The 13088-nt window shown below is 33.1% G+C and carries 10 protein-coding genes; 3 read left to right on the top strand and 7 right to left on the bottom strand.

Going from position 1 to position 13088, the window contains the following annotated elements; translation table 11 throughout:
* Positions 1-68: 68 nt before the first annotated feature.
* The 3 genes from AC1DVP_RS18105 to AC1DVP_RS18095 all read right to left on the bottom strand — a co-directional run bounded on the left by AC1DVP_RS18105 (position 69) and on the right by AC1DVP_RS18095 (position 4170).
* Complete coding sequence (locus AC1DVP_RS18105) at positions 69-1547, bottom strand: amidohydrolase family protein (protein WP_477184886.1); 1479 nt, start codon at positions 1545-1547, stop codon at positions 69-71.
* 144 nt (positions 1548-1691) lie between these two features.
* Positions 1692-2453 carry a LytTR family transcriptional regulator DNA-binding domain-containing protein gene (locus AC1DVP_RS18100; RefSeq protein ID WP_477184885.1) on the bottom strand — a complete coding sequence of 254 codons (762 nt, stop codon included), beginning with the start codon at positions 2451-2453 and terminating at the stop codon, positions 1692-1694.
* Between the two features lie 262 nt (positions 2454-2715).
* Positions 2716-4170 (bottom strand): FAD-dependent oxidoreductase, encoded by a 1455-nt coding sequence (locus AC1DVP_RS18095; protein ID WP_477184884.1) that lies wholly within the window; start codon positions 4168-4170, stop codon positions 2716-2718.
* Between the two features lie 309 nt (positions 4171-4479).
* On the opposite strand from AC1DVP_RS18095, the gene AC1DVP_RS18090 reads away from it, so the two are divergent.
* From AC1DVP_RS18090 to AC1DVP_RS18080, 3 genes are all read left to right on the top strand, one after another.
* Positions 4480-8061: a LamG-like jellyroll fold domain-containing protein gene (locus tag AC1DVP_RS18090; RefSeq protein ID WP_477184883.1), complete on the top strand. Its 3582-nt coding sequence runs from the start codon at positions 4480-4482 to the stop codon at positions 8059-8061.
* A 300-nt stretch (positions 8062-8361) separates the two neighbouring features.
* Positions 8362-8739 (top strand): ankyrin repeat domain-containing protein, encoded by a 378-nt coding sequence (locus AC1DVP_RS18085; RefSeq protein WP_477184882.1) that lies wholly within the window; start codon positions 8362-8364, stop codon positions 8737-8739.
* Positions 8740-8824: 85 nt separating this feature from the next.
* Positions 8825-9364 (top strand): hypothetical protein, encoded by a 540-nt coding sequence (locus tag AC1DVP_RS18080; protein ID WP_477184881.1) that lies wholly within the window; start codon positions 8825-8827, stop codon positions 9362-9364.
* A 677-nt stretch (positions 9365-10041) separates the two neighbouring features.
* Here AC1DVP_RS18080 and AC1DVP_RS18075 read toward each other — a convergent pair.
* The 4 genes from AC1DVP_RS18075 to AC1DVP_RS18060 all read right to left on the bottom strand — a co-directional run bounded on the left by AC1DVP_RS18075 (position 10042) and on the right by AC1DVP_RS18060 (position 12807).
* A complete protein-coding gene (locus AC1DVP_RS18075) occupies positions 10042-10578 on the bottom strand; it encodes a hypothetical protein (RefSeq protein WP_477184880.1) in 537 nt (178 codons plus the stop codon).
* A 172-nt stretch (positions 10579-10750) separates the two neighbouring features.
* A complete protein-coding gene (locus AC1DVP_RS18070; protein WP_477184879.1) occupies positions 10751-11488 on the bottom strand; it encodes a protein phosphatase 2C domain-containing protein in 738 nt (245 codons plus the stop codon).
* Between the two features lie 95 nt (positions 11489-11583).
* Positions 11584-11985 carry a hypothetical protein gene (locus tag AC1DVP_RS18065; RefSeq protein WP_477184878.1) on the bottom strand — a complete coding sequence of 134 codons (402 nt, stop codon included), beginning with the start codon at positions 11983-11985 and terminating at the stop codon, positions 11584-11586.
* Positions 11986-12135: 150 nt separating this feature from the next.
* Positions 12136-12807, bottom strand: coding sequence for a hypothetical protein (locus tag AC1DVP_RS18060; protein WP_477184877.1), 672 nt, complete (start codon positions 12805-12807; stop codon positions 12136-12138).
* Positions 12808-13088 lie beyond the last annotated feature (281 nt).

Here is a 13088-nt window from a genome sequence, read left to right as displayed (position 1 = left end):
TTATTGTCAGTACCTTAACTGACAGAGGTCAAAGATTCTAAACCTTTAAGGAATCCAAAATTTTTCATTTATAAGTATTCGTCAATTTTTATACTTCTGCTTTCATTATTTGCATCTTCTATCGCTTTCAAAATAGTTCTAATTTGAATTTTATCAATCCTGTATTTATCAAAAAACACATATTCTATAGCCTTTGTATTTTTAATATCTTCTAAAGGATTTTTTGTCAGTAATACTAAATCTGAATTGTATCCTATTTTTATTTTCCCAGTTCTCTTTTTCATCCAATTACTTGGCGCAACTGTTGCCGAATAGAGTGCTTGTGAGTTAGTCATTCCAGATTTGGATAATGACTCTAATTCATTATGAAGTGAAAACCCAGGAACAACAGTAGCTACATTGGCATCAGTTCCAGCCATAATTGTAACTTTATTATCGACTAATGCTTTTGTCATAATATGAATAGCTTTTACATAAGTATTCCAAAAAGTTAATGATAATTTTCTTGCTTCAGGTTTGTCTTCTCCGTCATATTCATATCCATTTTTACTGGGAAGCCATCCCAATTTGTAAAGCAGCGTTCCTTCAACAATTTTTGGGTTAGCATATTTTAGTTCTATTTCTTTCAGTTTAGATTTTAAGTCAAATCTTTGTTTTATAAAACTTTCACATAACCAAACCGTTGAAGTAACACTGATGTTATTCTCTTTTAGTTTTTTTGCAATTTGGTCTGAACGTACTTTTAAAAACTGGAGATATTCTTTTGGATTTCTGGAAATTGATTTTCCAAAATCATCAATAGTTTTTACTGTTATCTCTTCAATATGAGCAACCTCATTTTGACCTGATGGATAAAACGTTTCTAAACCAACTAATGGAATATGACCAATAACTGGAATTTTATACTCTTTGGCAATCTCAATTGTAGTTTTAAACATTTCTGGATTTACAAAACCGTACATTTTAATTGCATCATAGCCCTGTTTGCTTATTTTCTTTATTGCTTTTTCAGCATCATTTTTAGTTGAATAATTGATTGCATGCCGTGTCCAGCTATAATAATAACCTGTTAATCCACTCTCACTAAATATTGGCGGAGAAGCAATAAACATTCTTGGCCCAATACCATTTTCTTGTATTGATTTTCTCCATTCTAAAACGACAGGACTTCCAGCCATTTCTCTAACATAGGTAACACCATTAACTAAATATAAAAACAAATCATTTTTACTTTCTTTTAGATGAACATGACTGTCTATAAGGCCTGGGATCAGGAATTTGTTTGTACCGTCAATTATAATAGTTGTGCTATCCAGCAGCTGGATTTTACCAATTTGAATTATCACACCATCTTTAATAATTACATCTTGATTTTTTATAAAATTGCTACAGTCTTCTGAAAGTATGCTTACATTTTTTATTTGAATTGCTTTAGATGGCTTAACAATTGAAGAAACATTTATAACCTTAGTTGACTGACCCAAGACTTTATTTAATTCATTATCCGCCCAGATAAAAACACCTATAAAAATTATTAACAATATCATAACGAGATATATTGATCTCCTAAACCATAGCTTTTTCATAAAATATTTAATTTAGATTTTAGAGGCAAAAATAAACTCTTAAACATCCTTAATTTAACATTTAATGAGAGTTAGGTATGAAATGTGTCGTTTTAGGTACGAAAATTACAAGGACAATAAATACTCTTTGTAATTTTTAGAAACAGGCAGGTCAATTTGAGTAAGGGAAATGGTATCCTGATTTTTCCAAGATTTAAAATGTGATGGATTTATTAAATGCGAACGATGAACCTGAACTAAAAAGTCAAAATTATCCTGAATTTTTTTAAGTGTACTTCTAATTAATTTTACTTTTAGCTGACTCTCATCTATAAAGAAAATCTCTACATAATTCTGTGCGTTAGAAACGCAGACCAAGTCATTTGCTCTTATTTTTAAAATATCTAATTTATTTTCTCCTCTAATAATTATTTCTTCGTTTTCGGACAGAATGCTTTCGACTTTCACTGGAATTAATTTTACAGAATATATTCTAGCCAACACTATTATTGGAGTTGAAATCAAAGCCGATTTAAGAATTATTATACTTAGAAACTCAAAAAAATCATATCCTCCATTCAATATGGGGCTTTTATAATAGAAATAGGTACTTACTAAAAAAAGCAAGTGAAAAAACGCTAGACTAACTATCTCAAAACCGACATTCCATTTTGAGAATTTTTGATAAAAACTTTTTTGAATTATAGCAAGTAGTCCGTAACATAGAAATGCAATTAAGCTAAATCCAATACTTATAAAAAGCCACATTTTAAAGCTTATTGTTCCATCATCAAAAGGTCTTATAAAAAAAGCGAAAATAAAAAGCCAAATACTAATGAAGATTCCAATCAGTAAATGATGTGTGATCGAAGGGTTTAATTTTTTCATTTTAATAAAAAATGACTATTATAGATTGTGGCGTTTGTTTTTTGAAACTCGTCTAAACTTACAATATATAATTTAATCTTTACGATAAGGTTAGCATTAAAATATATTCACAAATTATAAATTTAGATTACTGATAGTTTCTTTAAATCCTACAAAAAAATGATTGGCAAACAGGTTCATAAGAACCACAAAAAATCACAACCCTTCAAAGTCATTAGATTTCGGAAGTTTTTTTTATGGTTCAAAAAATACTTATCAACCTCTATGCGTCTTTTCTCTTTAAACACCGTCCTCTAGGCTCATCACCCTCATGAAGCACAATTTCGGAATGCAGAAACTCCGCGGCAGCGGCTGAATCTTTTACTTTTGCACCACTGCGTTCTAACATTTCTGCTTCAAACTCAGTTAATACACTTTCCCTCACTCCAGCTTTTCTCCATTGAGATAAAGGCCTGCATCCTCTCGTAATCCCCCGAGCTAGAGAAAGAGCATCCAGCAATGCTTGATTTGCCCCCTGTCCTTTGAATGGACTCATTGGGTGAGCCGCATCTCCGATTAAAGTCACTTGCTCACATTTACTCAACAATTCTGACTTAAGCAATTCCCGATCGTACACAGGATAGCCGGAAATCTGAGCTTCCAGAGTCACTGCTAAAATCTGAGGAATGGGATCGTGCCACTGAGTTCTGCGACACGCTTCTTCCTTAAGTGCTTGAGATCCTTGAGCGCTTAACGCCTTAGCCTCTTTTTCGGGCATTGGAAAGCTAAGCTGCCACATCACCGAGTCTGACGTATAAGGCATCATGTAGATTCGCTCATTGCCATTGGCGGTTTGAAATACAGTGGCCGAGTCCAGCAAAGAACTATCAAGACCTTCAAGAGCGCTTAAAGGGCAAATACCTAATATCACAATACAACCCAGGTAACGCAATGGGGTAATATCATCACCTATCAGTAACCTCCGCACCGAACTGCGAATACCATCGGCTCCAACCACAAGATCCGCCTTACAGTTTTTCATCTCCCCGTTTACTTGAAAACTTAAATCTACACCTCCACTCTCACTTTCCTTAAAGCCTATTAACTGGTGTCCCCACTGTACCTTATCATGTCCACCGAGTTGCTCAAGTAATGCTAAGCGCAAAGATTGCCGTGCAATATGCACATTTGAACGTTTCTGAGAAGTCTTCACATCGATCTGCAACCACTTTCTGACTCCCCATTCACCGATTACTTTTCCTTCTATAGTATGAACCAGATGTCTTGTTGAAACCACCCCTTCTTCTAAAGTAAAAACCCCCAATCCCTCTATCGCTTTACTGGCTTGCTGCAAAGTGAGTCCATAACCCTGAGACCGAGCTTCGAAGTGAGTATCGCGTTCATAAAGAGTAAAAGGAATTCCGCGGTGCAAACAAGCCACAGCCAGAGCCACACCTCCTATTCCACCTCCAATAATGGCAACGTGTGGGTAATTTTCTTTATCTATTATCGGATGGCTGGCAGAATGAACCAAACCGGAGCCATAACATTTCAAGCAGGAATATAAGTGACCCTTAGGACGAACTGGAGCCGTCCCTTCTTTCATTTTTTCAAATTGATCGAGTTCCATCTGGTAGCGGCCTCTCACTTTCTTGCTGAGCCTTTGCTTTTTTTTGCCATGTCCCTGACATTCTTCGCAAATGGTCCAGCTTACTCCTTCATTTTCCGGTTTTTCCACTTCCTCTTTATTTAACTTGATATGACTTCCCTTTATAAGACAAAAGATTAGCGCCGCAAAACTACTTTTTCAAATTGAAATAGAAGCATTTCTCTGAGTTATTTTTATTGAAAGCTTCTTCAAATTCTGCAAAAAAATGGTTTACAAACAGGTTCATACAAACAACAAGAAACTGTCCAAAAATAGAGTGAACCCAAAAGGTTATACGAATTTATAAATATTTTACTAATAAACAACAGGACACAGCAGGACACTAAAGAAATGTTAAATAAATAGTTTTGAGACAATTAACCCAAACCAAATTACTTTATGAAATTAAAAACTTTACTTTTTAAACAAGTACCAAAAGCACTGTTGATTTACGGACTTGCATTAAGTTCCGGGAATTTAAATTCCCAAACATTAGCCTTCCCAGAAGCTACAGGATTTGGCAGGTATACAACCGGAGCAAGAGGAGCTGCTAATCCTCAAATTTATTTTGTGACCAATTTAAATGATAGCGGAGCGGGTTCGTTTCGAGATGCAGTTAGTCAAGAAGGCAGATTTGTAATATTTAAGGTTGGAGGAATAATTAATACATTATCTCAAATTGTAGTTGCAAAAAATACAACCATTGCAGGGCAAACAGCTACTGGGGAAGGAATTGTGCTTCTAGGCGCAAAGGTTACATTTACAGGTTCAAACAATACTATAGCCCGATATCTTCGTATTCGTTATGGAACCACAACCCAAGGGCAAGACGCGTCAGGTATAGCAAATGGTGCAAACATGATTTTTGACCACATGTCTTTTACTTGGGGTACAGACGAAGTGTTTTCTATTAACTGGGACAGCAAAGGCACAAGTCCTGATAATATAACGATTCAGAATTCTATTATAGGCCAAGGATTGCACCGTCACAACCACTCTGCGGGAGGATTGATGCAGCCTCCTGTCGGCGGTAAGATAAGTTTAATTGGAAATTTATATATCTGCAACAAAACCCGTAACAATAAAATAAAAGGAATTAACGAGTTTGTAAACAACGTGGTTTATAATTGGGGTAACTATGGAAATACTTATGGACATGCTGAATCTGGAGACGCATACATTATGGGAGGAGATTCTGCCGGAAACTCGGATGTAAATATTATCAATAATTATTTTATTGGAGGGCCAAATACAAGCAGTTCAGTTACTACACCTTTTAACAGAGGAAATGATAACTTCTCTTTATATGGTGCGGGCAACTATTTTGATAATAATAGAAATGGGGTATTAGACGGTACTTTAGTTCCTCAAGATTTAACTGGATATCCTACTGGAGATATAGCAACGATTCTGTCTGCTCCTTATGATTACCCAATGAAAAATACTCCTCTAACTGCTCAAAACGCTTATGATAAAATTGTGTCAAGTGTAGGAGCGTCGTATCCGAGACGTGACCAGGTGGAAAATTTAATGATTTCCGATTTGATGTCTAAAGGAACAGTTGCTACCTATGTTTATGTTCAAACCGATTTAACATCAAAATTTGGTTTTATAAATGGTGGAGCAGGTCATGTTTATGGAGCTCCAGCTCCTTTGGATACCGATAATGATGGTATGCCAGATGCTTGGGAAGATGCAAACGGGCTGAATAAAAACAACACTGCCGATGCTTTGGCAGTAAGCACAACACATGCGCCTTATTTGAATATTGAAGTATACATTAATGATTTAACAAATCAAACACCTCCGGATTTTATTATTCCGCCAACTTCGATTACATTCAATGCAAGTTCAGTTGAAATCCCAACTCCTTCAAGTAAAATTATTTTAAACTGGAAAGACAATTCAGAGAACGAAACTAACTTTGTAATTGAGCGTTCAACAGATGGAATTTCTTTTGCACAAATAGCACAAGTAGCAGCAAATACAGTTACCTATACCGATACTAATTTAACCACTAACACTAAATATTATTATCGAATAAAAGCTAAAACTGCCACTGAATCTTCGAGTTATAGTGATGTAAATTCTATTACTACGCCGGCAATTCCTTCTGCACCTACAAAAGCAGCTACTCCAACACCTGCTACAGGGTTGAATGCCGTAGAGCTGCTAAATGGTGCTCTAACTTTAAAATGGACAGGCAGTTCAAATACAACAGCCTATTCTGTTTATTTTGGAACAAATCCTGACAACTTGACAAAATTAGGCGATGTAGCTTATACTGCAGCTCCAACCTATTCAGTTACTGGTTTAAGTCCAGCAACAACGTATTATTGGAGAATTGATGCTTCTAATGCTAAAGGAATTGTGACTGGAGATTTATGGAATTTCCGCGCTCTAAATCCAGAACTTGTCGGTCATTGGCCATTTAAAGAAACCGCAGGAGATGGTGATCAAATTGCAGATATTTCAAGTTATGCTAATGATGGCCGATTAGATGCTGCTTTCGACAAAGCTACTGTTAGAGTATCTGGAAAAGCTAATAATGCAATAGATTTTGGAACATTATTGCCGAACAAACTCATGGTAAGTGTCCCACATCAAGAAAACCTCTTATTTGATAAAAATTCTTTTACAGTTTCATTTTGGATGAAAGCAGATGCTAGTTTAATACCAACAGGCTCAACATTGAGTTCTTATATATTGTGCAAAGGCTCGATTACAAAAAATACTACGACAGGCGCAACAGGTAAAAGATTTGATGTAGAAATTAAAAATAATCAATTCCGATTTGCTATTGATGATGACAAAGTAAAAACAGAACTTACATCAACATTAGCAGCCACCAGATATTATACCGGAGATTGGGTACATGTAGTTATCATGAGAGATGTTACTGCAAAGAAATTAAGATTATACACTAATGGTGTTTTTACTAATGAAGTTACTGATGCAACAGGAACAGCCGTGGGTATTGGTGAACCAACTGATTTAGTAATTGGTAATATTGGAGCGCTTGAGCTGTATGCTAACACTACTCCTGCTCCTTACAAAGGAAAATTAGATGAGTTAAAAATATTTAACTACGCTTTATCTGCTTCAGAAATTGCTGCAATTTACAACACAACCGTTATCAATGCGCCATCTAATATAACTTTTGAAAGCCACACAATTGCAGCACCATTAGCTTCAACTACAGCCATCTTAAACTGGAATGACAATTCAAATAACGAAGCTAATTTTATATTAGAACGCTCATCAGACGGTTCTTCTTTTATTCAAATAGCTGAACTTGCCGCCAATACAACTACTTATACTGATACCGATGTAGTTCATAGCACTAAATACTATTATCGATTAAAAGCAGCTAACAAAACCGATTCTTCGAATTACAGCGAAATATTTGAAGCAACTACAGAAGTGGCTCCAGCTCCAATAAAAGCGATTAATCCTAATCCTGCAAATGGAACTTATTTCTTAGAACTGCCTACGCAAAACTTCAATTTAGCTTGGGAAAGTAATATTGATGCAACAGATTACAGTGTTTATTTTGGTACCGACCCAGAAAACCTAAGCAAACTAACTGATGTTTCTTATTCGGAAAATCCATCATACCAACTGCCGACAGCTTTAAATTCCAGAGTATATTACTATTGGAGAGTGGACGCTGTAAATGACTATGGGACAACAACAGGAGATATATGGAGTTTCAGAATAACAACAAATGAAATTGTCATACATCCAAATCCTGTAAAAGAACAGATAAATATTAACATTCCTTCTTACAACTCGCCAAACATAACTGCCACTTTAATGGATGGAACAGGAACCATTATCCTTAAAGAAGTACTGGAAAGCAATGGCAGCAGTAAAGGAAATTTCAAAATTCATTTGACAAAAAGGAATTTACCCGGTGTTTACATATTAAATATTACTGGTGAAGATCTAAATAATAATGTGAAGTTATTGATAAAATAAAAATTATAGTTTTAAAGTAAAAGCGATACCATTTTTTAAGATGGTATCGCTTTTTTTTATAGCAGCCTCAACTCGATAATTAATTTGAAGCTGAAAGATATTCAGATTCTTACTATTTTTACAATCATACCATTCTTTTATATTAATCCACAAAGCCAATAAAACAATTGAATTTGTTAATTAAAAGTTAATTTTAAGTACTATGCGATACACAATACCTTTTTAAAGACATATATTTGCATAGGATATTATTATATGATCCGAATTATTTAATCAATCATCAATCAAAAATTAATTATTATGAAAAAATCAATCATTTATTTAGGAGTTGCTTTAATCACTGCAACAAGTACTTTATCAGCATCAAATCTGCATTCATTTTCGAATACTTTACATGAAGTTAATTCCTCAGAAACAGCTTCTCCTCTGAGCATTGCTATCTGCAAAGGAGATGTAAACATTGTTAAAAAATTTATTGAATATGGTGCAAATGTAAATGAAAAATCAAACGGAATGACACCTTTAATGGTAGCCGCCCGTTACAACAAAACCGAAATTATTAAACTTTTATTATCAAAAGGCGCTATCCGTAATGCAAAAGATGAAAAAGGATTTACTGCGTTAAAATATGCAGAGTTATCGAATGCACATGAAGCCATCGAATTTTTAAAACAATAACATAGTATAAATATAAATGAGATATCATTTAAAATGATATCTCATTTTAAAATCAATCAATCAATCAATCAAAAAACCATTAGTCATGAAAAATTCAGTTTTAATTTTAGGAGTTGCATTAGTATCATTTTCAAATATTTCTAATGCAAAAAACACAGTTAACTTGCCATACAGCTCATTTGAAAACATCATTTCATCAAATGATAATACAGATAATAAAACCAGTGAGGAAGCAAAATTTGGAAAACCTTCTTTAGCAGAAAATGTTGAACTATTCAATCCTGAAACTGTAATTGCCTATAATCCAAAAACAATAAAAGACATTATTGCCGAAGGCAATAAAATTGTCGAAGCAACAGTTTCTGATGAGTTGGAATTTATGGAATATGAAGAATCAATGCGGGAAATAATTGCTCAATCAGATTTAGTTATAGAAAATACCGTTTCAGATACAATTTACCCGCTTTACATTGAAAGAACAATATTTGATGAGGTAGCAGAAATGGAATTAATTATTGAAAGTAATGTTACAAATGAAGCAAAACCATTAGACTTCAAAAAAATCAATGGTGATTCTATCATGATTAATTCAATTACTACTAAAAAGTTTCTTGGGATGAATTAAAAGTAAGAACGGTATAAGTAACTAACCTATAACTTAGGGCTTTTAAAGCATTTTTACGAAAGATGAACTGCCCTACCCGCGTTGCAAACGCTGCGATTCAACTTCTAATTTAAGTAGGTACTCGTTGCAAACGAGATCTAGGGGGCGAAAAGATTAATGTCAATTAAAATTTTGATCGTTTACCCAAAATTTATCGATTCAAATATTACTGACAGAAAATTTACATTATAATATTTGACAGAAAAACAGCAGATATAAAACTTAATGGAGTACACAAAACAAATAAAACAATGTCCGTTTTTTTAAAGTTTTTAAAGTCCGTTTTTATAGCGACTGTTATTGTTATAATTATCGATAAAACAAAATATCCGAGAATGTAAAAACCTCCACCAAGACCACTTGGAGTATTCTTTGTTTGAAGATACATATCCCATTCAAGAAAATTAATTACCAAAAAAAATACTGTCATAAAGATTCTTAGTAATATCATTTTTTTGTTTTTAGTTAATGACTAGTAACTTTTTGGTAAACAGCGGATTTTGGATTAAATTAAGCCCATTATTCGAATTTGCCACCCGAGCGATAGCGAACAGGCGAAGCAAATCATCACAAATACAAAACCAACTTCCCATTAAACCAATTGCCCAAATCCGTTGTACCTGTTGGCAGGAGCAATCTTATTTAGTTTTAAGAGAAGTTACAATTTCATCTGCTGACTTTTCCCAATTAACTCGCAGTTTTTCAATGCAATTAAATGAGAATAATAAAATTTTTCCATCAACAATTATGAAAAAGTAATAATTAAAAATTTTTTGGTCAATTACTTGTGTTATAAATTTAAAATATCCAACTTTCTTTCCATTAATAACTTTTACGCCACCATTTAAAACTTTTAAATCAGGTCTGTTTTTTTTTAACTGTTCGATTTGGAAATCTTTCCATAAGCCCAATTGACTTTCTGATGCAGACTGATTTGTTGTGTCCGCAATAAGATTGACTCCTCCATTTTTATCTGATACTACAAATGTAGGTTTCGGTCTATTATGATATTTTAATGTCCACATTTCATCAGTCATTTTAGTTAATTCCGTCGGGGAATTAAATTCGACTTTTCCATTTAATAAATTTATTTTTTCCATTTTAATTTGGGCAAAACTTATAAATGGAATTAATACTGCAACAGAAAAAATTGATTTTAAATTGTTTTTTCTCATTCTGTTTTATATACGATTTTTGCTATTGTTTCTGCCAACGTTCTGGCGCTTGGCGAGGTTGGGGAATAAATATGCGTGATTTTTCGGTTAAACACAAATTTTCCAAATACAAAACCAACTTTCCATTATGCCAATTGCCCAAATCCGTTGTAACTGTTATGAGCTGTGTTTTTTATTCCGTTATTCTGATTAAAGAAAAATCATCAGTCGGTTTCAATCCAAATTCATTTTCTAATATCTTTAGTTTTAGATTAAGCATTTCGTCTTTTTCACAATTCGTTTTTTCGGTTGTTAAAAATTCAATTACATTAATCTCCTCTTTAGATTTATTCGGTGCTAATTTCTCAAAACTAAATATTCCGTCAGTCGAAATAGTCAAGTCTTTTATTTTGTTAAATTCAATTTTCTGTTTTTGAGAATTATAAAATGTTTCAAAATCCTCTGATAAATGAAAACCTAAATAATCGGGTTTATTGTCTTGTTCAAATTCAGTTATTTCTCCATTGACATTAACAAATCCATCTCCAATTGCTAAAATTATTCCTTGTTCATTATTCTTGTCAAACAGCATTATAATTAAGGTTGTCAATAATTCCTTTGAGTCAAGCATTAATTGATTTTTCACAATTTTTAGCTCATTTAATAAATCTCGGAGAATTGATTTTAAGTTTTCTTCGATATTGAGTTGTACATCATTTTGTTCAATAAATTCTTTATAACCTTTTTCAATACAAATTTTCTTTAGAATTTTTCCAACTAAAGTTGAAGCAAAATGACTTTCCAATGCGGTTGTGCAACCATCCATTACAGCGCAAAGAATTTCATTTTTTCCATATTCTCCAATATACAAATGGTCTTCACAATTATTTTGATGATAATCTCCTATTTGTATTGCTGAATATATTTTCATTTATGGATTTTCTTGTTTTTAAAATAATGTGTCTTCTGTTTTTCTGCTAACATAGCCCATAACGTTCTAGGAGTAGGTGTTGGCAGTAGTATTTTTTATTCAATTTCAATTTCAACGCTCGTTTTCCACCACAAACCTTTTCGGTTATCTTTTAAAATTTCAGTTATTGAATTTCTACTTTTATAAACTGTCTTTATATCTTTAGTTTCAATTGCTATATTTTCTATGCCTTTAGTTATATTATCCACTTCACTTTCTGACCATGTTCCCATTCCGCAATATATGTATTCAGTTCCTCTTGATTTTAAGTTCAAAACAATGGAGTCTCCTTTAGAAATTTCTTCAAGGCTTTGACTTGTTTTATTTGAGCTTAACATAATTTTAATTTTTACTGGAGCTTCGGTTTGGTTTACAAAGTTGATATTACGTGCAGGGTCACAGCTAAAAAGTAAAAAAGAGACAAAGATTAAAATTGTCAATTTAAAAATATATTTCATTCTTCTAAGGTTTTGCGAATATTACTGCCAAAGTTCTCGCGCTACAAGCAGTTTGGGACTAAATTAAGCCCATTCTTCGGATTTGCCAAATCATCCAAATACAAAACCATCTTTCCATTAAGCCAATTGCCCAAATCATAGGAGTGGCTGTTATGGGCTGGCTATTTTCTTTCTGTATAGATTCCATTGTGCCTCAAAACTCCTTTTGTCGGATTCTTTTAAATTTACCTTATCAATCAAGATTTTCTTTTCAAGATCGATTTTGAACACATACATTCCTTTTTCATTATCAACACATTGATTGTATTCTATGAGTCCTTTAGGATTTACTTTGCTATCTTTTATTGAAAACAAATAACTAACCCAATTATTTTTTCCGCAACCATTTGGAGAAAATGAATAATATAACTCTGTGCCTTTAATATTTTTTGAATATGCGTATTCAGGATTATCTATATCTTCAATCTTTCTGAATTTTTTGGTTTTAGGATTAAATAAAAGAATCATTTCATAGTAATAATTGCTATTGTAACCATATCTCACGTCTAAATAGCCGTCATTGTTAAAATCCTCAAATGTTAAAGGGACTGGAGAAAGATCTTCTTCTTTTTGAGCAATAAGAGTATCTTTTTTTGAATTTATGATGTATAAAATCATACTACTTCTATAATCCGCTCGATAAGTATCTTTTAAAATCTTTGCTGATACCGAATAAATTAAAGAGTCTTTATTTGAAACTTTCTTACTAAGTTTTTTCTCTTCAGGTTTTCCACTACAAAGCGATAATACTGAACTTAATAAAATCAAAATATAATATTTCATCTAAATTTTCTATTTAGTGCTTAGCTTGCCCATAACGTCAGTCTGTGAAAAAACCTTCGTTTGAGTTGCCTCAAATATAACAAAAAAGTTGTGGCAAAACAGGAATTTTCGTATTTTTAGGAATGCAACATATCACAGGGATTTCCCGCCACCAAATGCGTATTTTTAGTTTAGAAGAGGCTATAGCTCCCAATAATCAAGTACGATTTATAGATGCTTTTGTAGCGTTTGTAGATCTTGCGAAGCTTGGTTTTTCTGTGCAGACCATCAAAAGTGAAGGC

This window comes from Flavobacterium sp. P3_A6 (assembly GCF_056403035.1).
The sequence above is the reverse complement of the archived record's forward strand: the minus strand, read 5'-3'. Positions and strand labels throughout refer to the sequence as shown.

Excerpts from the sequence above, each read along its gene's own strand:
- AC1DVP_RS18060 (WP_477184877.1), bottom strand. The coding sequence starts at position 12,807 with ATGAAATATTATATTTTGATTTTATTAAGTTCAGTATTATCGCTTTGT.
- AC1DVP_RS18065 (WP_477184878.1), bottom strand. The coding sequence starts at position 11,985 with ATGAAATATATTTTTAAATTGACAATTTTAATCTTTGTCTCTTTTTTA.
- AC1DVP_RS18105 (WP_477184886.1), bottom strand. The coding sequence starts at position 1,547 with ATGATATTGTTAATAATTTTTATAGGTGTTTTTATCTGGGCGGATAAT.
- AC1DVP_RS18070 (WP_477184879.1), bottom strand. The coding sequence starts at position 11,488 with ATGAAAATATATTCAGCAATACAAATAGGAGATTATCATCAAAATAAT.
- AC1DVP_RS18080 (WP_477184881.1), top strand. The coding sequence starts at position 8,825 with ATGAAAAATTCAGTTTTAATTTTAGGAGTTGCATTAGTATCATTTTCA.
- AC1DVP_RS18075 (WP_477184880.1), bottom strand. The coding sequence starts at position 10,578 with ATGAGAAAAAACAATTTAAAATCAATTTTTTCTGTTGCAGTATTAATT.
- AC1DVP_RS18085 (WP_477184882.1), top strand. The coding sequence starts at position 8,362 with ATGAAAAAATCAATCATTTATTTAGGAGTTGCTTTAATCACTGCAACA.
- AC1DVP_RS18100 (WP_477184885.1), bottom strand. The coding sequence starts at position 2,453 with ATGAAAAAATTAAACCCTTCGATCACACATCATTTACTGATTGGAATC.
- AC1DVP_RS18090 (WP_477184883.1), top strand. The coding sequence starts at position 4,480 with ATGAAATTAAAAACTTTACTTTTTAAACAAGTACCAAAAGCACTGTTG.